19 protein-coding genes are annotated in these 22,931 nt (G+C 72.2%); 6 read left to right on the forward strand and 13 right to left on the reverse strand.

The window, feature by feature from the left end:
* Positions 1–252, forward strand: a 252-nt coding sequence (locus tag ACFZDL_RS27905; RefSeq protein WP_391192694.1) for a substrate-binding domain-containing protein, incomplete at its 5' end; no start/stop codon positions are given.
* 20 nt (positions 253–272) lie between these two features.
* Here the strand turns inward: ACFZDL_RS27905 and ACFZDL_RS27910 are convergent.
* On the reverse strand, positions 273–1,403 hold the full coding sequence (locus ACFZDL_RS27910) for an NAD(P)-binding domain-containing protein (RefSeq protein WP_391192802.1): 1,131 nt from the start codon (positions 1,401–1,403) through the stop codon (positions 273–275).
* Between the two features lie 144 nt (positions 1,404–1,547).
* Here ACFZDL_RS27910 and ACFZDL_RS27915 point away from each other — a divergent pair, with 144 nt between their 5' ends.
* Positions 1,548–2,474, forward strand: a complete 927-nt coding sequence (locus ACFZDL_RS27915; RefSeq protein ID WP_353591405.1) for a hypothetical protein — start codon at positions 1,548–1,550, stop codon at positions 2,472–2,474.
* Between the two features lie 280 nt (positions 2,475–2,754).
* Here ACFZDL_RS27915 and ACFZDL_RS27920 read toward each other — a convergent pair whose 3' ends face one another.
* Positions 2,755–5,826 carry a BTAD domain-containing putative transcriptional regulator gene (locus tag ACFZDL_RS27920; protein ID WP_353591404.1) on the reverse strand — a complete coding sequence of 1,024 codons (3,072 nt, stop codon included), beginning with the start codon at positions 5,824–5,826 and terminating at the stop codon, positions 2,755–2,757.
* 351 nt (positions 5,827–6,177) lie between these two features.
* Between ACFZDL_RS27920 and ACFZDL_RS27925 the strand changes: the two genes are divergently transcribed.
* Together ACFZDL_RS27925 and ACFZDL_RS27930 are read left to right on the forward strand one after the other, a co-directional pair.
* Positions 6,178–7,431 (forward strand): hypothetical protein, encoded by a 1,254-nt coding sequence (locus ACFZDL_RS27925; RefSeq protein ID WP_353591403.1) that lies wholly within the window; start codon positions 6,178–6,180, stop codon positions 7,429–7,431.
* Positions 7,428–7,955, forward strand: coding sequence for a hypothetical protein (locus ACFZDL_RS27930; protein WP_353591402.1), 528 nt, complete (start codon positions 7,428–7,430; stop codon positions 7,953–7,955). The genes ACFZDL_RS27925 and ACFZDL_RS27930 overlap by 4 nt, the downstream gene beginning before the upstream one ends.
* On the opposite strand, the gene ACFZDL_RS27935 is transcribed toward ACFZDL_RS27930, so the two are convergent.
* From ACFZDL_RS27935 to ACFZDL_RS27965, 7 genes are all read right to left on the reverse strand, one after another.
* A complete protein-coding gene (locus ACFZDL_RS27935; RefSeq protein ID WP_353591401.1) occupies positions 7,850–10,000 on the reverse strand; it encodes an NB-ARC domain-containing protein in 2,151 nt (716 codons plus the stop codon). The genes ACFZDL_RS27930 and ACFZDL_RS27935 overlap by 106 nt on opposite strands.
* Positions 10,001–10,110: 110 nt before the next feature.
* Entirely contained in the window at positions 10,111–11,838 is a 1,728-nt protein-coding gene (locus ACFZDL_RS27940; RefSeq protein WP_353591655.1) for an ATP-binding cassette domain-containing protein, read from the reverse strand.
* 491 nt (positions 11,839–12,329) lie between these two features.
* Positions 12,330–12,995, reverse strand: a complete 666-nt coding sequence (locus ACFZDL_RS27945) for a hypothetical protein (protein ID WP_353591400.1) — start codon at positions 12,993–12,995, stop codon at positions 12,330–12,332.
* 82 nt (positions 12,996–13,077) lie between these two features.
* The gene (locus ACFZDL_RS27950; RefSeq protein ID WP_353591399.1) at positions 13,078–14,112 is read right to left on the reverse strand and encodes an ABC transporter substrate-binding protein; all 1,035 of its coding nucleotides are present in this window, start codon (positions 14,110–14,112) and stop codon (positions 13,078–13,080) included.
* 79 nt (positions 14,113–14,191) lie between these two features.
* Complete coding sequence (locus ACFZDL_RS27955; RefSeq protein WP_353591398.1) at positions 14,192–14,980, reverse strand: ABC transporter ATP-binding protein; 789 nt, start codon at positions 14,978–14,980, stop codon at positions 14,192–14,194.
* On the reverse strand, positions 14,953–15,762 hold the full coding sequence (locus ACFZDL_RS27960) for an ABC transporter permease (protein WP_353591397.1): 810 nt from the start codon (positions 15,760–15,762) through the stop codon (positions 14,953–14,955). The genes ACFZDL_RS27955 and ACFZDL_RS27960 overlap by 28 nt, the downstream gene beginning before the upstream one ends.
* Positions 15,763–15,920: 158 nt before the next feature.
* Entirely contained in the window at positions 15,921–16,004 is an 84-nt protein-coding gene (locus ACFZDL_RS27965; protein WP_353591654.1) for a putative leader peptide, read from the reverse strand.
* Positions 16,005–16,105: 101 nt separating this feature from the next.
* Here ACFZDL_RS27965 and ACFZDL_RS27970 point away from each other — a divergent pair, with 101 nt between their 5' ends.
* Positions 16,106–16,528: a secondary thiamine-phosphate synthase enzyme YjbQ gene (locus ACFZDL_RS27970; protein WP_353591396.1), complete on the forward strand. Its 423-nt coding sequence runs from the start codon at positions 16,106–16,108 to the stop codon at positions 16,526–16,528.
* Positions 16,529–16,587: 59 nt separating this feature from the next.
* Positions 16,588–17,643 carry a LacI family DNA-binding transcriptional regulator gene (locus ACFZDL_RS27975; RefSeq protein ID WP_353591395.1) on the forward strand — a complete coding sequence of 352 codons (1,056 nt, stop codon included), beginning with the start codon at positions 16,588–16,590 and terminating at the stop codon, positions 17,641–17,643.
* 30 nt (positions 17,644–17,673) lie between these two features.
* Here ACFZDL_RS27975 and ACFZDL_RS27980 read toward each other — a convergent pair whose 3' ends face one another.
* The 4 genes from ACFZDL_RS27980 to ACFZDL_RS27995 form a co-directional block, all read right to left on the reverse strand.
* Positions 17,674–18,450, reverse strand: a complete 777-nt coding sequence (locus ACFZDL_RS27980) for a class I SAM-dependent methyltransferase (RefSeq protein ID WP_353591394.1) — start codon at positions 18,448–18,450, stop codon at positions 17,674–17,676.
* Between the two features lie 131 nt (positions 18,451–18,581).
* Complete coding sequence (locus ACFZDL_RS27985) at positions 18,582–19,817, reverse strand: aminotransferase class V-fold PLP-dependent enzyme (RefSeq protein ID WP_353591393.1); 1,236 nt, start codon at positions 19,815–19,817, stop codon at positions 18,582–18,584.
* Position 19,818: 1 nt separating this feature from the next.
* Complete coding sequence (locus ACFZDL_RS27990) at positions 19,819–21,162, reverse strand: pyridoxal-phosphate dependent enzyme (protein WP_353591392.1); 1,344 nt, start codon at positions 21,160–21,162, stop codon at positions 19,819–19,821.
* Complete coding sequence (locus tag ACFZDL_RS27995) at positions 21,159–22,640, reverse strand: alanine racemase (protein WP_353591391.1); 1,482 nt, start codon at positions 22,638–22,640, stop codon at positions 21,159–21,161. Before ACFZDL_RS27995 ends, ACFZDL_RS27990 begins: the two co-directional genes overlap by 4 nt.
* Positions 22,641–22,931: the final 291 nt, after the last annotated feature.

The raw sequence follows: 22,931 nt of genomic DNA on the forward strand, positions 1-22,931 counted from the left end.
GGGGTGTCGGTGCCCGGGGACGTGGCGCTGGTGGGGTACGACGACATCGAGTTCGCGGCGGCGGCCGCCGTACCGCTGACGTCCGTACGGCAGCCCGCCTTCCGGATGGGCCGTACGGCGGCGGAGCTGCTGATCGAGGAGACCGGCGAGGAGGCCGACGCGCACCGGCACCGGCGTATCGTCCTGCAGCCGGAGCTGGTGGTCCGCGACTCCACCTTCGCGGTCGCCGGTCGCCCCGGGCGCGGGGCGTAGGGCCCGCCGCTCGGAGCCGCCTACACCAGCGCGGCGGACACGGCCGGCGCGGCGGACACGGCCGATTCGGCCTTTGCGGCCGGTGCGGTGGCGCGCTCGGGGGCCGCGAGGAGTTCCCGGATCTCGTGTACGGCGGCCCGCCCGGCCCGGTTGGCGCCGACCGTGCTGGCCGACGGGCCGTAGCCGACCAGATGGACGCGGGGGTCGCGGAGCGCCCGCGTCCCCCGGGCGGCGATCCCGCCGCCCGGCTCGCGCAGCTTCAGCGGGGCGAGGTGGTCGATGGCGGCGCGGAAGCCGGTGGCCCACAGGATCACATCGGCGTCCACGGACCGCCCGTCCGCCCAGACCACCCCGTCCGGGGTGATCCGCTCGAACATCGGCTGCCGGTCGAGCACCCCCTTCGCACGGGCCCGCTGCATCGCCTCGGTCATCGGCAGCCCGGTCACGGACACCACACTCAGCGGCGGCAGCCCCCGCCGCACCCGCTCCTCCACCATCGCCACGGCCGCCCGCCCCTGCTCCTCGCCGAAGGGCCCGGAGCGGAAGACGGGCGGCCGCCGCGTCACCCAGGTGGTCTCCGCGGCCACCTCGGCGATCTCCAGCAGATGCTGCACACCGGAGGCTCCGCCCCCGACGACGATCACCCGCTGTCCCGCGAACGCCTCCGGCCCCGGGTACTGGGCGGTGTGCAGCTGCCGCCCCCGGAACGTGGCCTGCCCGGGGTAGCGGGGCCAGAAGGGGCGGTCCCAGGTGCCGGTCGCGTTGATCAGCGCGCGCGTGGACCACACCCCGGCCGAGCTCTCCACCCGCAGCCGCCCGCCGTCCCCCTCGCGCACCGCCGTGACATCGACCGGGCGGACGATCCGCAGATCGAAGGCGGACTCATAGCGCGCGAAGTACTCGGTGATCACCTCGGACGACGGACGGCTGTCGTCCGCGCCGGTCAGCCGCATGCCCGGCAGGTCGTACATCCCGTGCACCTTGCCGTACGTCAGCGACGGCCAGCGGAACTGCCATGCGCCACCGGGGCCCGGGGAGTGGTCGAGGACCACAAAGCCGGTCCCCGGCTCGTACCCGGCCCGCCGCAGGTGGTAGGCGCTGGACAGCCCCGCCTGCCCGGCCCCGATCACCACGACGTCCACCTCGCGCACCGCAGCTGTGTCGTTCACGTTTCTACTAACTACGGCCTGCGGCCGGATCTTCCCACCGGGCCGCTTTCGTCGTGGACGCGGCGGGACGATAAGGTCCGACCTCTTTGATGGGGCGCCTCGGGAGGGTGTTCGATGGTTTCGCGAGTGTCGAGTCGTGCGCGGTGGTGGGCCGCCGCCCTTTTGACCGCGGTGGCGGTGGCCGGCTGCGGCTCCGGCGCGGACGCGCCCTCGCCGCCCGGCGCGAAGGGGGTGCCGGAGGTCGAGGAGGAGAAGGACCTGCCGGACCTCCCGCTCGACCGCTACCGGCTCAGCACCGAGGAGAGCAAGCGGTTCGGCAAGGCACAGCGCCTCCTGGCCCAGCGGTGCATGGTCGGCCTCGGGTTCACCGACTTCCCCGCCGACCCCAAGCCTCCGGCTCTCTCCACCCCGGGAAGGACGTTGGTCATCACCGCCCCGCCGACACCGCTGGGCGCGTTCGACCTCGACCAGGCCAAGCGGTGGGGCTACGGCTGGGAGCCGAAACGCCGTAAGGCTTTGGAGCCGACCGGACGGGCGATGACCCAGGCGGAGTACGCAGCCCTGTACGGCATGTCCACCAGCGGAGCCACACCGAGAGGGAGCAAGTCCTCCGAGCGGGGGTGCTCGGGACGGGCGAACGAGCAACTGCTCAAGGGCATCGCGGACTCCAGGCGCCTGTGGACCTTTCCCGCCACACGCGATGCCGAGCTGCGGAAGGCGGTGACGAAGGACCGGCAGGTGCGCCGGGCCTTCGCCACCTGGTCGACGTGCGTCGTGCACAAGGGCGGCAAGCGGTTCGCCGATCCGGTGGCCGCGTACAGCACCAAGGCGTGGCGGCGGGACAAGGACGGCAACACCGCCCACACCCGGCGGGAGGTGGACACGGCCGTCGCCGATGTCGAGTGCAAGCGGGAACACAACACCCTCGGCGTGTGGTGGGCCGCCCTTGCCAAGCGTCAGCGCGCGGACATCCAGCGGCACGAGGACACGTACGCGGCGGTCGGCGGCGATGTCGAGGTGTTGCGGAGCAACGTACGCAAGGCGCTGGGCTGATGGGGCGGCGATGGCCCCGGCGGTGCGAGCGGTCCAGCTACTGGACACAGTGACACGGGGTGTAAAGTCCCGAACACACTCGTGTCGATCAAGCACTCGGGTGCCCAATCCCGCAATCACCACAGAGGTTTTGGTGCTTCGTACTCTCAAGTCTGTCGCTGCTGCCACTTTCGTTGCCGCGTTCATGTCGCAGTGGATGTGGGTGATCCCGTCGGCCGCGGGTGGCCACCTGGGTGCCTGACCCGGTTCCCGGCCCGGCGAAACCGGCTCCTGAGCGTCCTCAGGAGCCGGTCAGGCCCTGGTCCGCGAGGAGAGACCGGAGCGTTTCCGCCTCCGTCTCGGCTTCCAGACCTCTGTACAGGGCGATCGCCTGCTCGCCACAGCGGCGGGCACGCTCGATGTGACCCGACAGCAGCGCGGTGCGGGCGAGCCCGGCGAGGGCGTGCGCGGAGCCGAGCGGAAAGTCGGCGGTCCGAGCTATGTCCCAGGCTTGTTCGAAGAGTGTCAGGGCGTCGCCGAGTCGGCCCGACTCCCGCTGGACCTCGGCCATCCCGAGCAACGCGCGCTGGCGCTCGTAGGAGTTGTCGATGCCGCGGGCGACTTCTTCGGCCATGGTGAAGTGCAGCAGGGCCTCGCGCCCGCGATGTGTCGCGGCGTACGCCGTGCCCATGCTGATCAGCACGTTCGCCTCGCCCAAGGCGTCGTGGCCGGCCCGGTGGCTGTCGAGCGCACGCTGGAAGCAGGCGAGCGCTCGGTCCGTCCGGCCGGTCGCCTGGTAGACGGCACCCAGGTTGGTGTCGAGAATGGCGAGTTCCTGGCGGGCGCCACGCTGCTGGGCGAGCACCAAAGAGCACTCGTAGTAGTGGCGGGCCTCCTCGTAGCGGCCCTGCAGATAGTGGAGTTCCCCGAGGTTGTTGAGGGCCTTCACCTGCCCGGCCTCGTCCTGGAGCGCCTCGTGCAGGGAGAGCATGGCCTGGACCTTGTGGAGCGCGTCGCCGTAGCGACCCGCGTAACACAGCGCCGCACCCTGCACATTGAGGCATTCCGCCTCTCCGGACCGATCGCGGACCGTCCGGTACAGCGCCGACGCCTGGTCGAGTGTGCGCAGGGCGATGTCTCCGCGGCCCCCCGCCAGGTGGGCCCGGCCCTGCTGCAGGAGAGCGTCGGCGCAGCCGTGCGGATCGTGGAACTCCTGGAAGAGAGCAAGGGCCTCCGTGGCGCAGTGCTGGGCTTCGTCATGCTGTCGCTGTGCCAGGATGTCCGCGCGCTCCACGAGGGTTCGGGCGAGGGCCGCCCGGTCGCCCTGCGCGCGCAGGGCCAGGACCGCCGCGTCGTAGAGCTCCGAGGCGATGCCCCAGGTGCCCCACAGCTTGAGTGAGGCGGCCAGGGCGTGCGGGAAGAGCGCGGCATGGCTCGGCGACTCGGCGGCGGACACGCGGGCGGCGGCCAGGAGGTTGGCGCGTTCCAGGGAGAGCCACACCGCCGCCTCGTCGGCGTCGGTGAACCGCGGCGCCTGAGCGGACTCCCGCTCCGGTGGCAGGGACAGCGTGCGACGGGCCGGATGAGCGAGTCGGGCGGCACGGTGGGCGGCGGTGAGGTAGTAGTCGAAGAGCCGGTCGACCGCTTGGCGGCGGGCGGCTTCCGACTCCGCCTCGGAGCAGATCTGGAGGCCGAAGGCGCGGCCGAGGTCATGGAAGCTGTAGCGGTCGCGGATGGACTCTTCCAGCAGGTGGCCGTCCAACAGCGTCTCCAGGCTCCTGCGGACCGGCGCGGCGTCCAGCCCGGTGAGCGCGATCGCGGCCTGGAGGGTGATGTCGGGGCCGGGGTGCAGGGCGAGGAGGCGGAACAGCCGTTGTGCCGGACCGCTGAGCTCGGCGTAGGAGAGGCGGAAGGCCGACGCGACCGCGTCGTCGAACTCCTCGAGGGGGTCCGCCGCCTGGGTCAGCCGGTCGAGGAGGTGGTGGAGGTCCCAGGAGTCCCGGTGCCGGAACCGGCCGGCGAGCCACTGGAGGGCGAGGGGGTGGCAGCCGCATGCCGCGACGACGTCCCTGAGGGCCGTGGCGTCGACGGACAGGCGGGCAGGGCCCGCGACGCGGGTGAACAGGGCGGCGGCCTCCGCCTGTGACAGCACGTCCAGGAAGAGCGAGGTGGCACCGTCCAGTCCGGCGAGCCGGTTCCGGCTGGTCACGATCACCCGGCAGCTGGGGGCACCGGGCAGCAGGGGCATCACCTGGGCGGAGTCACGGGCGTTGTCGAGGATCAGGAGCACGCGACGGCGGGCCGTCCACTGTCGCCATCTGGCAGCCCGCTCGTCGAGTGAATCGGGGAGCGGCCCCGGCGATTCGGACGCCTGGAGCAGGGCCGCCAGCGCCTCCGCGGGGTCGTGCGGCGGGCGGCCGCTGTAAGCGTGCAGATCGATGTAGAACTGCCCGTCAGGGTAGGCCGTACGCAGCCGGTACGCGGCGCGAACGGCCAGGGCGGTCTTGCCGACGCCCGGCATGCCGTGGATCACGGTGAGCGGCAGGGAGGCCGTGCCGCCGTCAGCGGAGGCCTGGTCCGCGAGCAGGATGCGCAGTTCGGCCACCCGCCCCGTGAAGTCCCGGGTGGCGCGCGGAAGGTTGTTGGGGGCCGCGGCGGTGCCCGGTTCGGTGTCGCGCCGCGTCTCCAGGAGCGCACGATCCTGCTTGAGGATGCGCTCGTGGAGCTCCCGGAGCTCCGGTCCCGGCTCGATTCCCTGGTCGTCCTTCAGCAGCCGGCGGGTGTTCCGGTACAGGGTGAGCGACTCGTCGTCCCGGCCGCAGCGGTAGAGCGCCAGCATGAGGTGGCAGATCACCTTCTGCGCGAGCGGATTCTGTGCGGCGAGTTCCTGGAGCTCGCCCACGAGATCCGCGTGCCGCCCCAACTCCAGCTCCAGGCGGATCCGTTCCTCCCGCACCCGGCGGTGGTCCTCGACGAGCCGGGCGCGGGCCGAGGCCGCCCAGGCGCAGCCGAACTCCGTCAACGGTTCGCCCCGCCACAGGGCTTCGGCGTCATGGAGCAGACGTACGGCCCGCCCCCGCTCACCCCGCTCGGCGGCCGCGCCCGCTTCCGTACGGAGTCTCTGGAAGCGCAGCAGGTCGATGGCCTCGGGGGCGGCCCGGAGCTGGTAGAGCCCGGGGGAGGGCCGTTTCACCTCGGCGAGGTCTCCGACGGCCTTGCTGAGGCGCCCGCGCAGCCGTGACAGATAGCTGTGCAGCGTGTCCAGGGCCGTCCGGGGCGGGTGGCCGTCCCAGACGCGGTCCATCAGCGTTTCGGCCGTGACCGGCTCACCCCGGGCATGGACCAGTACGGCCAGCACGCATCGCTCTTTCACCGAACCGAGCGTGTACTGCTGATCGTGATGCCATAGTTCAAGGGGTCCCAGAGCAAGAAGTTCCACCATCGCCCCCGATGGGTGTGCTACTTCCTGCCGCCTCCGGCAGCGCCCGCACCATCGCGCGGCACTCAACTTACTGTCGTTGTCCACCCAGGGGTAGCGGACAGAGGCGCACGGGTGCGCGATGGGGCGCACATGCGCCATGGTCATTTCCGCACGTGGAGTGCAGGATTCCTGCAAGTCGGCCATCCACCCCGGAGGGCAGCGAAGTGGTGGCGACAGCGGAACGTCGCCGCCGACGGGACCGGGTGACCGGTCCGGAAGAAGAATCCGGGGGGATTGACTTCGATGAACGTGGTTGTGCAAGAAGCACACGGGCCCCATGTGCCGGTGCGTCTGGACGTCGAGCGGTGGGCCACGTGCCGGATCCGCCGAAGGGTCCTGGCGGTGGTGCACACCGTGACCGCCGGGCGGCGGCTGCTCGACGCGGTCCGGCTGCTGGAGGGCGACTCCCGGGTGCAGGTGTTCTTCACATCGGCCCCTGACGTGTTCAGCAACGGGGTGGCGGCTTTCCTGGAAGGGCTCAAGGGGCTGGTGCTGCCGTGGAGCCAGGCGGTGCAGACGCCGTTCGACCTCGCGCTGGCCGCGGGCCACGGCAGCCTCCACGAACTGCACGCTCCCGTGATCGTGCTCCCGCACGGCGCCGGCCACAACAAGATCGTCCCCGGGGCGAACCGGGGGCACCGGGTGGGGCAGCGAGGGGTGTACGGCCTGAGCAGGCAGCGGCTCGTCCGGGACGGTGTGCTGGTGCCCGAGACGCTTGTGCTGGCGCATCAGGAGGAGCTCGCCCGGCTCGGCCGCGAGTGTCCCGAGGCGCTGCCCGCCGCGGAGGTCGTGGGCGACCCCTGCTTCGACCGCATCACCGCGAGCCTTCCCTCGCGGGCGCTGTACCGGGAGGCCCTGGGCGTCCGGGCCCACCAGCGGCTGGTCCTGGCCTGCTCCACCTGGGGACCCGACTCGCTGCTCGCCCGGAGAGAGGCGCTGCTGGCGCGGCTGGTCGGCGAGCTGCCGCGCGAGGAGTACCGGGTGGCGGTGCTGTTGCATCCGCACGTGTGGAACGCCCACGGCGAATGGCAGATCCGAAGCTGGCTGGCCGGCCTCGGCCGCCTGGGGCTCACCGTGGTCAGCCAGTGCGCCGACTGGGTCGGTGCGCTCGTCGCCGCGGACTACATCGTGGGCGACCACGGCTCCGTCTCGCTGTACGGCGCGATGACGGGCGCCCCCGTTCTGCTGGCCGGCGTCCCCGAGGCCCATGTCGATCCCGCGTCGCCACTCGCCGAGTTGAGCTCGTTCGCGCCCAGGCTGCTCGACGACCGGCCGCTCCGCAGGCAGCTCCACCGTAGCTCCGTCACTTACCAGCCGGATCGCCACCAGCGGGTCGCCGCGCGCATCAGCTCGGAGCCGGGGCGGTTCGCCCGGAAGATGCGCGCGCTGATGTACCGCAAACTGCGGCTGCGGGCTCCCGCGGCCCGGCCGGCCGCCGAGCCCGCGCGGCTGCCGTTCGTGGTGCGCTACGACGAGCCCGGCAGCGTGGTGTCATGACCGCGCTGAGGGTGGCGGTGTCCGAGCGCACCGAAGGACAGGAGGCGGCGCGCCTCATCCGAGGCGTGCTGATCCACCCGGAATCGGGCGCCGAGATCGTGGACGAGCATCTGCGGGTGGAGCTCCCGGCCCCGGACCGCTGGTCGACGCTTGCCGATGTGCTGCTGGCCACCGGCGAGGGACAGGAGGGGATCGCCCAGCTGCGGGCCGGCCACCCGGGCGCGCTGGTGCTCGCGGTGCACCGCGGTCCCCGCTGCCGGCTGTGGCTCGGGCCCGGAGGCCACACGCTCGACCTCCGGGCCCGACGGCCGTCGTCGGTGCCGCCCTGGGGCCTGTGGGCTTCCCTGGCCCACACCTGGCTGGTGGCCGGACTCCCGGTCACGGCCCTGGAATCGGCGGTGGTGCGGCTGCCGGGGGTTCAGTCCCGGGCGCGGTCCTCCCACTGGGCGAGCCTGGCCCGTACCGCTTGGGCGGCCGCCGACTCCGCACGGCCCACCGAGCCGTACAGATCAAGCGCCTCCTGATAGCGGCCCCGGGCGAGCTCCGGCGACCCCCGCCGCTCGGCGAGATGGGCCAGGCTCTCCAGGGTGCGGGCCGTCTCATAGTCGGCGGCCATGCCACGCAGCGTCGTGAGCGCCGTGGAGAGCAGGTCTTCCACCGGGTCGAGCAGGTCCCGGGCGAGGTACGCGCGGCCGAGCAGTGTGGCCGCGCGTGCCGCGTTGTAACTGTCGCCCGCCTCCCGCAGCGTCGCCCAGGCGGCCTCGGCGTCGGTGGTCGCCTTTTCGAGCCGCCCCTGCGTGAGCGCGACATCGGCCAGATTGAGCTGGGCCAGACCGCCGGCCCGTCGGTCGCCGCACGCCGGTAACTCAGCGGCGGCACGCTCGAAGAGCTCGGCCGCCCGGTCCAGGTGGCCGAGTCTCTGGTGCGCCAGCCCCTGGTAGTTGAGGGTGCGTGCGTAGCCGAGCGAGTTTCCGGCGGCGCGGAACGTCCGCGCCGCTCGCTCGAACATGTCAAGGGCGCGTTCGTGGCTCTCCAGACCGAGCTCACCCACCCCGCCGGAGGTGAGCATCCGGCACTGTGCGGCCGTGTCGCCCAACTCCTCCGCCGCCACCAGCCCTTCCTGGTGCGCGGCGCGCCACTGGTCGTAGAACTTGCGCCGCAGGAACAGCGGCCACAGGGCGTCCGCGAGCTGCCAGGCGACGGCCGGGAAGCCCGCGGGGCGCGCGCGGTGGATCACGGTCATCAGATTGGGCAGTTCGCTCTCCAGCCAGTCCAGCGCACCCTCGGCATCGTCGCCGAGGTCCGCCGTGATCACCGGGCCGGGACCGTAGTCGCGGGCCATCGTGCGATGCTGAGGGTCGATGATCTCCTCGGCACGGGTGGCGGTGGCCAGGTAGTGGTCGACCATGCGCCGCAGCGCCGCGGCGCGCTCCTCGGGTGACTCCTCCTCCTCGGCCTTCGCCGTGGCGTGCAGCCGCACCAGATCGTGGAACCGGTAGCGCTCTTCCCCGGTGTCGATGAGCAGATTCGCGTCGTGGAGCGTGTCGAGCACTTCTGTCGCGTCCCTGACCAGCGCCGCCTCGGCCACTGTGCTTCCGAACTCGGGTCCCGGGTGCAGCCCCAGTAGCCGGTACAGGCGGGCGGCCTCGGGCGACAGCCCCTGGTACGACAGGTCGAGCGCCGCCCTCACGTTGTGGTCGCCTTCGATGGCCAACGCCTCCAAACGGCCGCGCTCCTCGGTGAGGGCGCGGACCATCGTCGTGATCCGACGCCGTGGGCGCGCCGCGAGCCGGGCGCCGGCGACACGTACCGCGAGCGGCAGCCCGGCGCACAGTTCGACCAGGGCGCGGGCTTCGTCGGGCTGGGCGGCCACCCGGCCGTCGGCGAGGGTGACCTCCAGCAACTCCACCGCCGCCTCCGTGGCGAGGGGTTCGAGATGCAGTGCGTGGCAGCCGTCCACGGTCAGGCCCGGCATCCGCTGGCGGCTGGTGACGGCCGTGATGCTCTGGCCCCCGGGCAGCAGCGGCCGGACCTGGGCGGCGGTGGCGGCGTCGTCGAGCAGCACGACAAGCCGTCTGCTCGCCGTCAGGGAACGGTACAGCGCCGCCCGGTCCGCGAGGGCCGTCGGCATCTGCTTGGCCGGGACGCCGAGCGCACGCAGAAAACGGCCCACCACCTCATCGGGGGCCGCGGGACCGCTCGGGGACTGCGCGCCCAGGTCCGCGTAGAGCTGGCCGTCGGGAAAGTGCGGGCGCAGGGTGTGCAGCCAGGTCAGCGCGACCGCCGTCTTGCCGACCCCGCCAAGACCGCTGACCGCGGCCAGCGTGGGACAGCCTTCGCGAGTACTGCGGTCGCGATGCCGCTCCAGCGCTTCCAGCTCCTCCGTGCGGTCGGTGAGGCGCACCAACGGCGGCAGCTGCCACGGGGTTTGCGGTGGTCTGCCGTGCTCGGCCCGCCCCTCGCCGGCCTCGGCGCGGATGTGGATGCCGCCGTACACCGTCCCCGCCTGGACCGCGGGTCCGTGCACCGTACCGCTCAGCTCGTTGTGACCGTGCCCTTGCCCTCGCACTGCATCCCCCTCCGAAGGCGTGAGTAACGGAATACGCACGACATCCTTTCCGTGTATGCGACCGATATCCATGGTGCGGGAAGGCAGCCGTGCGGGAAGACGGCTTTCCGTCAGCGATCCTGTGAGAGCGCGAGGAGTTCGGCGAAGGTGCCGCCCGCATGGACCAGGTCGTCGTACCGGCCCTGTTCGGTGATGCGGCCCTGCTCCATGACCACGATGTGGTCGGCGACTTTCGTGTTCTCCAACCGGTGCGTCACCACGATCGTGATGCGGTCCGCGGCGATGGCCTTGATCCGCTCGAAGATCCCGTGCTCGCCGCGCGGGTCCATCTGCGAGGTGGGCTCGTCCAGGATCAGCAAGGGCGGGCGCCGGTACAGGGCCCGGGAACAGGCCAGGCGCTGCCACTGCCCACCGGACAGCTCCGCACCGCCGAACACCTCCCGGGCCAGCAGGGTGTCGAGGCCGCTCGGCAGGTCCTCCACGGCTTCCCGCATGCCGACCGCGTCGACCGCCGCCCACACCGCACCGTCGTCGAAGGTGCGCGGCTGGCCCAGCGTGACGTTCTCGCGGACCCTGAGCGGCCACTGCGCGAAGATCTGCGGGACCAGCCCGGTGCAGTGCCACAGGGTGGCCGGATCCACCTCGGTGAGATCCGCGCCGTTCCAGGTCACCCGGCCCTTGTCGGCCAGATAGATCCCGGTGAGCAGGCGGGTCAGCGTCGACTTGCCGGAGCCGTTCACCCCGACGACCGCGAGGATCTCGCCGCGCCGCAGCGTCAGGGAGACGCCGTCCACGGCCGGCTTGTCCTTTCCCGGGTACCGGTAGACGACCTCCTCCAGGCGGATCTCCTCCACGGGCGCAACCACGGGCAGCGGGCCGCGCTTGGGCGCCCGCTCGTCGGCGTCGTCGAGGAACGCCTGCATGTCGCTCAGGTAGAGGCTGGTGTGGAACACCGCGGCCCCACTGGTGATGACCTGGGACAGGGCGGCCAGCGTCGTCTGGACGGCGACGACCGCCGTGGCGGCGATGGCGAGCGCGATCCTTCCCGTCACGGCCAGCCAGGCGAGGGCCGCCCAGGTGGCGACGAGGAAGACTCCGCTCACCAGCGAGGACACCACGGCGATGCGCAGCGTCCGCGGGGCCCCCGACAGGGTGCGCCGGTCGACCCGCTCCGACAGGGAGCGATACCAGTAGAGCAGGTAGTCGGTCATGCCGTTGGCGCGGACTTCGTCGCCGTACTTGGGCGTCGTCGACCACCACCGCATCATGCCGCGCACATTGCGGTCGGCGACGTTGGCGTAGTGGATCTCGTAGTCGACGCGCGCGGCCAGCACCGCGCCGACGCCGGCCGGGAGCACGGCGAGCAGCAGCAGCGGCAGCATCAGCGCGTTCAGCACGGACAGGACACCACTTGCCGTGACCATCCTGATGAGGGCGGACAGGAAGCGCTGGGCGTCGCCGACCATCACATGGGTGCGGATCACGCCCATCTCCGCGGCCTCCTGCCGGTCCGCGAAACCGTCCGTCGCGTACGCCGCGGCCTCGACCCGGCAGACCGCCTCGACCAGGGCGGTGTCCGCCGCGGTCGTGAGCTTGGGCGTGATCCGCCGCTGGGCGTAGTCGGCCACGGCTCCCGCACCACGGGCGAGGGCCGTCGCGCCGGCCACGACGAGGAGGGCGGGCAGGGCCTGATGCAGCCGGTCGCCGACGGCACCGCCCCCGAGGACCGGCCGCATGGCGCCGGCGGTGGCGGTGAGCAGCACGGCCGCGGCCACGCCGGTGACCAACTGGCAGGCCAGGAGCAGCAGAACCGCTCGCCGGTCGATGTCCCAGGACATCCTGGCGATGCGCCGCAGGACCGAGGGGAGTTGGGCGCACAGATCGCGGAAGGACACCCCGCCCAGCGGGTTCACCGAGTATTCCCCCGTGTAGGTGATCTCCGCGGGCGGCGGCGGAGGAGGCGTCGCGGCCCGCGTGTCCTGCGTCTCCCGCGTGTCCCGCGTCTCCCGTGTGTCCTGGGCATCAGCTGAGGTCAACTGGGTCCTCCTGCAGGCTCGTTGCGAACGATCGGCGCTACAGGGGCCAACGACGGGAACGACGGTATCGAACACACGTGTTTCAGACGGGTTGGATTCCGCGTCGCAGCGCGCCGCGCACAGCGTGTGGGATGCATCCACCCTTGGGGCGCGGGGGACGCCCCCGTGCCCGGTGCTGGCCGAAACGCCGAGGAACGCGGCGCGGCGTCCGCTGATCCGCGAGCGGCGCTGCCCCGGGACGGCAGCGCCTGTGCGAACGGACGAACGGCTCTGGCGCGTACCGGGCCGGGACGTCAGCCGACGGCCTCCGGATCGCTCGTCGAGCTGTCCTCGGGGGTGTCCGTGGCGGTGGGGTCGGCCGAGGGGGACGCGGAGGGGGTCGCCTTCGGGGGCGCCGAGGAGGATGCCGAGGACGACGCCGAAGCCGAAGCCGAGGCCGAGGACGTGGCGGAGGGTTTGGAGGCGTGGGGCTTGGAGGGGTGGGGCTTGGAGGGGTGGTGTCTGGAGGCGTGGGGAGATGCCGTCGCGCTGGCCTTGGCCGAGCCGGACGCCCGCCCGCTCGCCGTCGGCTTCCTGGTGGAGGGTGAAGGCCGGGCCGTGGGCACGATGACGGCGGTGCGGCTCGTGGAGGCCGACGGTCCCAGGGAGGGTGTGGAAGACGCCGAATTATCCTTCTTGGAGCGGCCCTTATCGGACTGCTTGCTTTCCTTGGAAGCCGCCGCACTCCCCGGGATCAGCGTCTCGGGGGCGAAAGGAGTGCCGCCCATGATGGCTGCCGCGAGCACCGTGGCGTATCCGAGGGAAGCGATTCCCGCGACCACGCCGACCCGCCGCATCAGACGGGTCCTGCGCCCCGAGGAATCGACGAACACGGGCCCCTCGGGGCCGCCGGTACGGACACGGCGACGGGCGCGTCGAGCGGGGTCGGCGCGCCCGTCGGCCACGGGCTGCGACTTCATGACGGCACGTTAACAGAATTCTTCCCGGATAAAGCTATGGCCTTTCTTTGGCGGGCGAATTCTGAATTCTCATTTTGTCGGCTCAGTGCTTTCCGTAACTGCGCGGCGCCGTGGTGGAGGGCGGCAGCCCGCCGTTGAACCTGGTGTCGACGTAATCGGCGAAGTCGAACCGGCGCGGGGTCAGCTTCAGCTCGGCGAAAGTGTCCGCGATCTTCTGCTCCGACGCCACGGCGGGCTTGTCGACCGCCACATACACCCGGGTTCCATTGGTCCGCTTCACCGAGTCCAGCGCCACCTCGTACGGCAGCCCGGTCTCCTTCGCCCAGATCTTGGCCCATGCCTCCGGGTGCTTGTAGACCCAGTCCTGGGCGCGGCGCAGCCGCTTGAGATAGTCGCCGATCGCCTTGGCCTTCTTCTTGTCGTCGAGCGAGGAGGGGTTGGCGACCTGGAAGTTGAGCCCGTTGACCACGCCCTGGCCGGTGGTGAGGGTGCGGGCGTCCGCCGAGCGCAGCGCCTGCGAGGTGTACGGGTCCCAGGTGGCCCAGGCGTCCACCTTGTCGCGGGTGAAGGCCGCGAGCGCGTCGGCGGGCTGCAGGAAGGTGACCTTGACGTCCTTGATCGACAGGCCGGCCTTCGCGAGCGAGGCGACGAGCTGGTAGTGCGCCGAGCTGCCCTGTGCGACGGCCACCGACTTGCCCTTGAGATCGGCCACCTTCTTCAGCGGCGAGCCCTTCTTCACCAGGAGCGCCTCGCCGGCTGAGGTGCCGTGCTTGGCGGCCACCACCTTGATCTTGGAGTTGGCGGCCGCGGCGAACACGGGCGGGGTGTTGCCCACCCCGCCGATGTCCACGGCGTTCGCGCTCACCGCCTCCAGGATCGGCGGCCCGGAGGTGAAGGTCGACCACCGGATCTTGTACGGCAGATCGTCCAGCTCGCCTGCCGCGCGCAGCACCGACTCGTCATTGCCCTTCTGGTCGCCGACCCGCAGGGTGAGGTCGCCCTTGCCGTCGGTGTTCGAGCCCGCACCGCCCGAGCCGTCGGCGGAGGACGCGGCGGTGCAGGCGGCCAGCAGAAGGGCGAAGGGGAGGAGCAGGGCCGGGGCGATACGCCGTCTCATATCGGCAGATCCGTTCGTGAGGGTGGTTCGGGGGGGTGCGGGGGGAGGGTGCCGATCGGGTGGTTCGGCGCGGGGGGTGTCAGGCGACCTTGCGGGGCGATGCCGTGGGCGTGCCGGCGGGAGCCTCCACACCCAGCCGGTCCAGGAGTTCGGTGCGCAGCTCCGCGAAGCGCGGATCGGCGATGTCGCGCGGCCGCTCCAGGCCGATCCGCCGCTCGTACGCGATCACGCCGTGGTCCATGACCAGGACCCGGTCGGCGAGCAGCAGCGCCTCCTCGACGTCGTGCGTCACCAGCAGCACCGCGCAGCCGCGCCGCTGCCACACCTCGGCGACCAGCTGCTGGGCCTTGATGCGGGTGAGCGCGTCCAGGGCGCCGAACGGCTCGTCGAGCAGCAGCAGATCGGGCTCGCGCACCAGCGCGCGGGCGAGCGAGGCGCGCTGGGCCTCGCCGCCGGACAGCGTCTTCGGCCAGGCGTTCGACCGGTGGTCGAGGCCGACCTCCGCCAGCGCCCGCTCGGCGACCGCCCGCCCGGGGCGGCCGGGCAGCCCCAGCAGCACATTGCGCCACACCCGCTTCCACGGCATCAGACGCGGCGCCTGGAAGGCGACCGCCTTGGCGCGCGGCACCAGCACCTCACCCTCGATCTCCCGGTCGAGCCCGGCGAGGACGCGCAGCAGGGTGGACTTGCCGCACCCGCTGTGGCCCAGCAGGGCCACGAACTCGCCCGGGCGCACGGTCAGTTCCAGCCGGTCGATCACGGCGCGGCCGTCGAAGGCGCGGGTGAGCCCGTGGACCCGTACGGCGGCGGGGTCGGCGGGCAGATCCTTTTCGACCGGGCCTATTTGCCCGTGAAGCTCGGTCGCCATTGCAGCAGCAGCCTCTCAAGAGTACGGACGATGAAATCGGCGAGCAGACCGAGCGCGGCGTAGACGATCAGGCAGACCACGATCACATCGGTCTGGAAGAACTCCCGGGCCCGGTTGAGCAGAAAGCCGATCCCGTCGTCGGCGTTGATCGTCTCGCCGAAGACCAGTGCCAGCCAGGCGGTGGCGAGCGAGTACCGCAGCCCGGTCATCGCCCCCGGCAGGGCCCCGGGCAGCACCACATGGCGGATCAGCCCCCAGCGGCCGAGCCCGAGCGAGGTCCCGGCCTCGATCAGTTGGGCGTCGACCCCGCGGATGCCCGCGTAGACGTTCAGGTACAGATGGAAGGTCACCCCGAGCGCGATGAGCGCGATCTTCGGCGCCTCGCCGATGCCCAGCCAGATGATGAACAGGGGGATCATCCCGACCCAGGGAATGGAGCGCAGCATCTGCACCGTCGCGTCGACCAGGTCCTCACCCAGCCGGGACAGCCCCGAGACGAGGGCGAGCGACACCCCGGCCACCGCGCCGATCGCCAGCCCGACCAGCACCCGCTGCACCGACACCAGCATGGCGTGCGGCAGGGTGCCGTCCCCGACCAGGTCGGAGCCGGTACGGGCGATGGTGCCGGGGGAGGCGAGGGTGTCGGGGGACAGCACGCCGGTGGCGCTGCACACCTGCCAGACGATGAGCAGGACGAGGGGCCCGGTCGTACGGCGCAGCCACCGGGGCACGGTGCGGCGGCGCGCGGACAGCGGAACGACCGGTTCGAGAACCGGGGACATGAAGGCTCCACAAAGGGGATACGCCTCGCCCCCGCCCGCGCGGTGCACGGCGGCGGCCGGAGGGCGAAAGGGGAGGTGAGGGAAGCGGGGGAGGAGAAGTGGGGGAAGCGGTAAGACGCCCAGGAGCGGGCGTGCTTACGCGCGAAGCCGTGAGGGGATCAGCAGCCGCCGGGACACGCGGCGGAGGCCACCCGCAGCAGGTCGATATGACCGCGCGTGGTGAGCAAGGCTGACGTAGGCATGCCCTTGAACGTAGCGACGGCGTCCGGATCCGGTCAATGGTGTCTTGCCACTCGGACCTTTGTTGCGGCGGTTTTACGAGCGGACGTACGAAAATGGAGGCATGACCCAGACCTTCCGCACCCATGTCCTCCGCATCACCACGGGCTCCACCGAGACGGTCGCCGACCTCACGGCCGACTGCGAGGCGTATTTGAGGGAGGTGAGCCAGGGCCGGGACGGGCTGCTCAATGTCTTCGTCCCGCATGCGACCGCCGGTATCGCGATCCTGGAGACGGGCGCGGGCAGCGACACCGACTTGCTCGCCGCGTTGCACGATCTGCTGCCCGCCGACGACCGCTGGAACCACCGCCACGGCAGCCCCGGCCACGGCCGCGACCATGTGCTCCCCGCACTCGTCCCCCCACACGCCACGCTCCCGGTCATCGGCGGCCGGATGGCGCTCGGCACCTGGCAGTCGGTGTGCCTCGTCGACACCAACAGGGACAACCCGGACCGCCAGGTGCGGCTCAGCTTCCTGGGCTGACGGGACGGGGCGACACAATGGCCGCGGACACGTACGCGGCGAGGAGAGCGGGTAGCGAGATGGCGGCAAAGGGGCGGGTCACGATCCGCGAGGTGGCGGAACGGGCGGGCGTGTCCGTGGCCACGGTCTCGCGCGTGCTGAGCGGGAACTACCCGGTCCCGCCCGCCACCCGCACCCGGGTCATGCGTGCGGCGCGGGCCCTGGACTACGTCGCCAACGCCCATGCCCGCGCCCTGGTCGGCGGCGGCCGCAAGATGGTCGCCGTTGTGCTGCGCCAGGTCACCAGCCCCTTCTACGCCCAGGTGGCCGAAGGCGTGGAGGCGGAGGCGGCCGCGCGCGGCTGGCTGTGCCTGGTGGGCACCACGGGCGGCGATCCGCAGCGGGAGCTGGAGTTCGTACAGCTCATGCGGGAGGAGGGCGCACGGCTGGTGATCCTGGTGGGCGGGGTGGTCGAGGACGACGCCTACCGCGAGCGGGTCGCCCACTACGCGCAGGCCCTCGACTCCTCCGGCGCCCGGCTCGTGCTGTGCGGACGGCCCGCGCCCGACCCGGACATCCCCGCGCTCGTCGTGGAGTTCGACAACGAGGCCGGGGCCCACGCCATCACCGGACATCTGCTCTCTGCCGGCCACCGCGCGATCGTCTTCCTCGGCGGGCTGCCCGGCAACACCGCCCTGGACGCCCGCGTCGCCGGCTACCGGGCCGCCCTCGCCCAGCACGGGCTGCCGCCCGAGGCCGCGCATGTCGTCGACTGCGGTCTTGGCCGGGCGGCCGGACACCGCGCCATGACCGAACTCCTCCAAGGATCGCCCCAGTTCACCGCCGTGTTCGCCGGGGACGACATGGTCGCCGCGGGAGCCCTGCGCGCCATCGCCGAGGCGGGTCTGCGCGTTCCCGACGACATCTCCGTCGTCGGCTACAACGACATCCCCCTCGCCGAGGACTTCAGCCCCCCGCTCACCACGGTCCGCACCCCCGCCGAGGAACTGGGCCGCGCCGCCGTACGCATCGCCCTGCGCGACCCGGAACACGCGGCGGGCGCCCACCACTTGCTCGGCACCCACATCGTCGTACGCGAGAGCGTCGCCGGGCCCCCGCCGCGGCGCGGCCACTGACCGGTGGCCGGACGGCATCCGCGCCCCTTGTCACCGGCGTACGGCGACGAGGACATGGCTGTCCCCGAACTGCCAGACCGGCCCGGCCTGGTGGAACTCCGCCTGTCGCAGCAGCGCGATGTGCCGCGACAGACACAGGCCGTTGTGGCCGACCCCCGCGCCCCCCTGGTGTGCTGCCCGCCGGCTCCTGTGGCGCTCGGCGAGCAGCCCGGCCAGCTCGGGGTCCTCGGCCGTGGCGGCCCACCAGGAATCCCAGTCCTCGTGGGCGAAGGCGCGCAGCCGCTCGGAGCGCCGCTCTCCGACATGGGCGGCGATCCGCGCCGGCTGGGTGTCGTCCGGCGGGAAGTGGTCGGCGTTGACGAGGACGCCGCCGGGGCGCAGCAGGGCGGCGAGCCGCTGGTAGGTCCGGCGCAGCGACTCCTCGGCGAGGCAGTGCAGCGCCGTCGTGGAGACCGCGGCGTCCAAGGGGCCGTGCAGGCCCAGTGCGTCGGTCCACCCCGGCTCGCCGATGACCGCCTCGACATAGCGGGCCGCGGTGGCGTGGCGGGTGCGGGCGAGGGCCAGCAGCAGGGGGTCCCGGTCCACCGCGACGATCTCCGCGGCCGGCATCCGCTCGGCCAGCCGGGCGGTCAGCGACCCGGGGCCGCAGCCGAGGTCGACGATCAGCGGACGCGGCCGGTCGGCCGTGCTGTGCTGCACGACGTCGGCGATCACGGTGAACCGTTCCTCGCGGTCGACGGCATAGCGCTGCTGCTGCCGCTCCCAGCGCCCTACCCACCGCTCGGCCGCGGCCCTGCTCAGCCCCATCGGAACGTACCACCTTGCCGTTTCTCTTCGCGCCTGTGGCCGGAACGAGCCCGAAGCCTACAGATGGAAACGGTTCCCATTCACATCTGCCCCGGGAATTCACCCGATTCGCCGAGTTTCATCCCCGAGTCTCACTGAAGACCGCGCAGCACATTGAGCAGCCGCTCGATCTCCTCAGGGGTGTTGTGGAGGTGCAGACTCACCCGCACCGACCCGGTCCGCTCACCCGCGCTGCCCTGACAGTGGCTGTCGGAACGGACCATGAAGCCATGGCTGAAGAGGATGAACCCCAGGTCGCCCGAGTCGATGTCGCGATGCCGGAAGGCGACGATGCCCTGGCGCCGCTGCACCGTCGAGTCCGCGGCGAGGCTGGTCTGGCAGCCCAGCACCTCGTACGCGCCCAACTGCCGCAGCCCGTCGGTGAGCCGGGCCGCCAGGGCCACCGTCCAGCGCTCGATCCGGCCTGGGCCCGCCGCGTCCAGCCAGTCGAGCGCGGCGGCCAGGGAGACGATGCCCGCGGTGTTCGGGGTGCCGCTCCAGCCGCCGGGCCGGAACGCCGGCCCGCGCGCCTGCCGCGCCCAGACCGCGCCCGAGCCCGGCAGGGCCATGGCCTTGTGCCCGGAGAAGGCGACGAAGTCCACGTCGAGATCGGCCACGGAGACCGGCAGATGGCCGACGCTCTGGGCCGCGTCCAGACAGATGACCGCCTCCGGTCCGACGGCCCGGCGGACGCGGTGGACGTTCATGTCCGCGCCGTAGACGTGGTGCACATGCGTGACGGCGACAAACCGGGTCCTGGGCCCGGCGAGTGCGGCCAGGGCGCGGTGGTCGTAGTCGCCGGAGCCCTTCTGGTACGGCATCTCGACGACAGACACCCGGACACCCTGGCGGGCCAGCAGCCGCTGGGCCTCCAGCCAGGGGGAGATGTTCGCCCGGTGGTCCGCCACGGGGACGACGATCTCGTCCCCGTCGGCGAGATACCCCGGGAGCCAGTCGCGGGCCACGGTCCGCAGCCCCTCGGTCGTGCCGCTGGTGAAGTGGGTGCACGACCGGTCGGGCGCCGGGTCGTGCAGAAACTCCTTGATCCGGTCCCGGGCCTCCTCGACCAGCGCCGTGGTCCGGTTGGCCCAGGGGTAGGTGGCGCGCCCCGCGTTGGCGTTGGTGGTGGTGAGGTAGGCCCACACGGCGTCGAGCACCGCCTGCGGCTTCTGCGCGGTGGCCGCGCTGTCCAGGTAGACCAGGTCCGGGTGGCCCGTGACGATCGGGAACTGGGCGCGCAGCCGCCTCTGCCACTCCCGCAGATCGGCCGGTTCGGCCGGTTCGGCCGGTTCGGCCGGCTCTGTCGGCTCTGTCGGTGTGCCGGCCATGTCAGTCCCGTACGAGCGGTGCGCCCGCGTCGCGCCAGGCGATGATGCCGCCCTCGAGGCTGCGCACATCGGGGTGGCCCATCCGGGTCAGCAGCGCCGCGTACCGGGCGGACTTCTCGCCCACCGGGCAGGCCAGCAGCACCGGCCGGCTGCGGCTGAAGGGCAGGCCGCCGTGGACCAACTCCTCGAACAGCTCGTCCACGATGTTCACCGACCCGTCGATGTGCAGCGCGGCGTACGCGTACGGGCTGCGCAGATCGACCACCAGCGGCCCCTCCCGGTCGATCCACGCCAGGGCGTCGGGGACCGGGATGGACGGGGCGGCCCGCACCTCGGCGTCGGACAGGCCGGCGGCCGAGTGCTTCCGGCGCGGGCGGCCCAGCAACTCCGGGCGCCGCTGCCGGACATAGCTCAGATAGCTCTCCACCCGGTCGCAGACGATGAACACCGCGGTCCTGCGCCCGCCCGGCTCCGACGGCGGCTCGTCGCGCGCCGTCTCGTCGTGTGCGCGCAGGTGGCGCACGGCCCCGACATAGGCGGCGCCACCGGTGGGCCCCGCCAGGATGCCGCAGCGGCGGTTCAGGGTCAGCAGTCCGTCGATGGCCTCGTCCGCGCTGACGGACTCGATGGTGTCGTAGGTGTCCGGGTCGAACAGCCCGACCTCGTGCACCTCGTCGAGGGTGCGGATGCCCGGGATGAAGTCGGACTTGGCCGCCACCAGGCCGACGACCCGCACCCCGGGGTCGTGTTCGCGCAGTACGCGGGCGACGCCGGTGGAGGACCCGGCGGTGCCCACACAGGCGATGAACCAATCCGGGGCCCTGCCGTCCAGATCCTTGACGATCTCCGGCCCGGTGCCGGTGACATGGGCCTCGGTGTTGCGGGCGTTGAAGTACTGGTCGGTGTGCAGATAGGCGCTGCCGGAGGCGGCGAGCGTGCGGTGGAAGACGGTGAGCGGATCGTCCGTCGCCGTCGGGTCCAGACACTCGCTCTGCCCCGGCAACTCCTCGATCTCCGCACCCAGCAGCAGGAGCAGGTCCTTGATCTCCGGCACCCGCATCCGGTTGGTGACGCTCTTGAAGGACAGCCCGTGCATACCCGCGATGACGGCGAGCGCCTTGGCCGTGTTTCCGCTGGAGAGCTCGACGACCTGGCTGCCGGCCTCCACCGCGGCGGCCAGACGCGGGCGCGCCATGTGCCATGCGGCCCGGTCCTTGACCGACCCGAAGGGGTTGAGCAGCTCCAGCTTGGCGTACAGGTCGATATGGCGCAGTCCGTGCACGGCCGGGTCGATGCGGACCAGCGGGGTGTTCCCGATGGCCCCGGTGATGCTGTCGTACCTCACTGCTGTCCCCCAGGAGGTGTGATCGGCCAGTACTCCTCGTCCAGGCACCAGCGCCACCCGGCGCGGTCCTGCCAGGCGGCCACCTTGCGGGCGACGGGGTGCCGTTGCGCCCGCGTGGCATGGAAGTCCATGCAGTACCCGGCGGTGTTCACAAAGGCCATCAGATCGCCGGGCGCGGGGCGGCGCGGCAGGAACACCGCCCGCCGCGTGATCAGATCGGACTCCAGGCACAGACTTCCGAACAGATACGTCTCCACGGGCCCGGCGTCCCCGGCGTCCCTGGCGGCCCCGGCCGCGCCCGGTTCGCGCGGCAGCAGGACGGGGTCCATGAGGATGCCGTGCTCCTCAAGGCCGATGTCGCCCGCCGTGGCCGCGAGCCGCACCCACAGCGGGCCCGCCCCCGCCTCCCGGGTCTCCAGCACCCTCGCCAGGGTCACCCCGCACTGGTCGAGCAGGGCGCGGCCGGGCTCGGTGTGGAGGTCGTAGAGGTGCTCCAGGAGCAGGGTGGCCAGCGGGCGGCTGCCGAAGGCGGTGGCCGGGCGGGACAGCAGATCGTCCAGATACCGCTCACCGGCCACCGGACGGTACGCCGGATACACCCCGAGCGTGCCGCGCAGCGTGCCGCCGTCCTCGCGCAGCCCATAGCCGTGGCCGCCCCAGGTCAGGGGCGGGCGGGTGCCCAGGACGGCCTGGGCGAGCTCGGTCGTGTACCGCTCCCACTGCGTACGGTCGGCCAGGTAGTTGACCCCGAATCCGCCGCCGATGTCGACGGCCCGCGGTGTCAGGCCCCGGCCGCGGCACTCCTCCAGGGCCAGCAGACAGCCCTCGAGCGCGACCGCCTTCTCGGCGGGGGACGTGGTGTCCAGGTGATAGGCGACGCCGGTCAGCTCCACCGCGTCCTCGCACCGCTTGATGGTGTCCAGTACGGCGTCCAGCTCCGCTACGGGCGTGCCGAAGCGGCTGCGGCGCGTCAGCACCTTGACGCCCGCCCCCTCGAACCCCGACAGCCGCAGCAGCACCCGGACGCGCGGCAGCCCGTGGGCGCGCGCCAAAGTGGCGAGCTGGTCGAGCTCGGCGGGGGAGTCGAGGCTCACGGTGGCCCCGGTCCGGGCGGCCAGCCACAGGAACCGCGGCTCCTTGGGCCCCGTGGCCGTGATCAGGGACGGGGCGAACCCGCAGCCCAGGGCGTGCCGCAGCTCGCCGAGGGAGGCGACGTCGACCCCCGCGCCGGTGGCGGCGAGGCGCCGCAGCAGGGCACTGGAACGGTTCGCCTTGTGGGCCAGGAAGATCTGGCCCGCGAGGTGATGGCCGCGGTACACCGAGCGGAACCGCTCCACGTTGTCGGCGAGCTGCTCCGGCAGCACCACGCCCAGCGGCGAACCGAGCGCGTCGACGAGGGTGTGCAGAAGGCGGTCCGACCCCAGCAGCGACCCGAGCCTTGGCCCCAACCGCGGCTCCAGGTACAAGGCGCCGCCCATGCCGCGGTCGCCTCCCCCCTGAACCGTCGAACCTTCCCGGACCTTCCCGGACCTTCGCGGACCTTCGCGGTGACTCGACTACCGCACTTCGTCAGAGCATTTCCCCCCGCAAGGGCGTTTACCCCCGAGCGGGTGCATCTGGCTCATATCGAAGGCCAGACCCCGCCGGGAGGGGAGAGGGCCGGCATGAGGGAGGGTGCCCGAGGTCAGGAGTCGGCTGCGGTGCCTTTGCCTTCGGCCGCTCGGCCACGCCGGCCATAAGGCCGGTGGCGGGATTCGAACCCGCGAGGA

Source organism: Streptomyces sp. NPDC007917, from assembly GCF_042959105.1.
Lineage (GTDB): Bacteria > Actinomycetota > Actinomycetes > Streptomycetales > Streptomycetaceae > Streptomyces.

Bases quoted from the DNA above. Each gene is read 5' to 3' on its own strand.
- ACFZDL_RS27925 (WP_353591403.1), top strand. From the start codon at position 6,178: ATGAACGTGGTTGTGCAAGAAGCACACGGGCCCCATGTGCCGGTGCGT.
- ACFZDL_RS27930 (WP_353591402.1), top strand. From the start codon at position 7,428: ATGACCGCGCTGAGGGTGGCGGTGTCCGAGCGCACCGAAGGACAGGAG.
- ACFZDL_RS27940 (WP_353591655.1), bottom strand. From the start codon at position 11,838: ATGTCCTGGGACATCGACCGGCGAGCGGTTCTGCTGCTCCTGGCCTGC.
- ACFZDL_RS27945 (WP_353591400.1), bottom strand. From the start codon at position 12,995: ATGAAGTCGCAGCCCGTGGCCGACGGGCGCGCCGACCCCGCTCGACGC.
- ACFZDL_RS27950 (WP_353591399.1), bottom strand. From the start codon at position 14,112: ATGAGACGGCGTATCGCCCCGGCCCTGCTCCTCCCCTTCGCCCTTCTG.
- ACFZDL_RS27955 (WP_353591398.1), bottom strand. From the start codon at position 14,980: ATGGCGACCGAGCTTCACGGGCAAATAGGCCCGGTCGAAAAGGATCTG.
- ACFZDL_RS27960 (WP_353591397.1), bottom strand. From the start codon at position 15,762: ATGTCCCCGGTTCTCGAACCGGTCGTTCCGCTGTCCGCGCGCCGCCGC.
- ACFZDL_RS27965 (WP_353591654.1), bottom strand. From the start codon at position 16,004: ATGCCTACGTCAGCCTTGCTCACCACGCGCGGTCATATCGACCTGCTG.
- ACFZDL_RS27970 (WP_353591396.1), top strand. From the start codon at position 16,106: ATGACCCAGACCTTCCGCACCCATGTCCTCCGCATCACCACGGGCTCC.
- ACFZDL_RS27975 (WP_353591395.1), top strand. From the start codon at position 16,588: ATGGCGGCAAAGGGGCGGGTCACGATCCGCGAGGTGGCGGAACGGGCG.
- ACFZDL_RS27980 (WP_353591394.1), bottom strand. From the start codon at position 18,450: ATGGGGCTGAGCAGGGCCGCGGCCGAGCGGTGGGTAGGGCGCTGGGAG.
- ACFZDL_RS27985 (WP_353591393.1), bottom strand. From the start codon at position 19,817: ATGGCCGGCACACCGACAGAGCCGACAGAGCCGGCCGAACCGGCCGAA.
- ACFZDL_RS27995 (WP_353591391.1), bottom strand. From the start codon at position 22,640: ATGGGCGGCGCCTTGTACCTGGAGCCGCGGTTGGGGCCAAGGCTCGGG.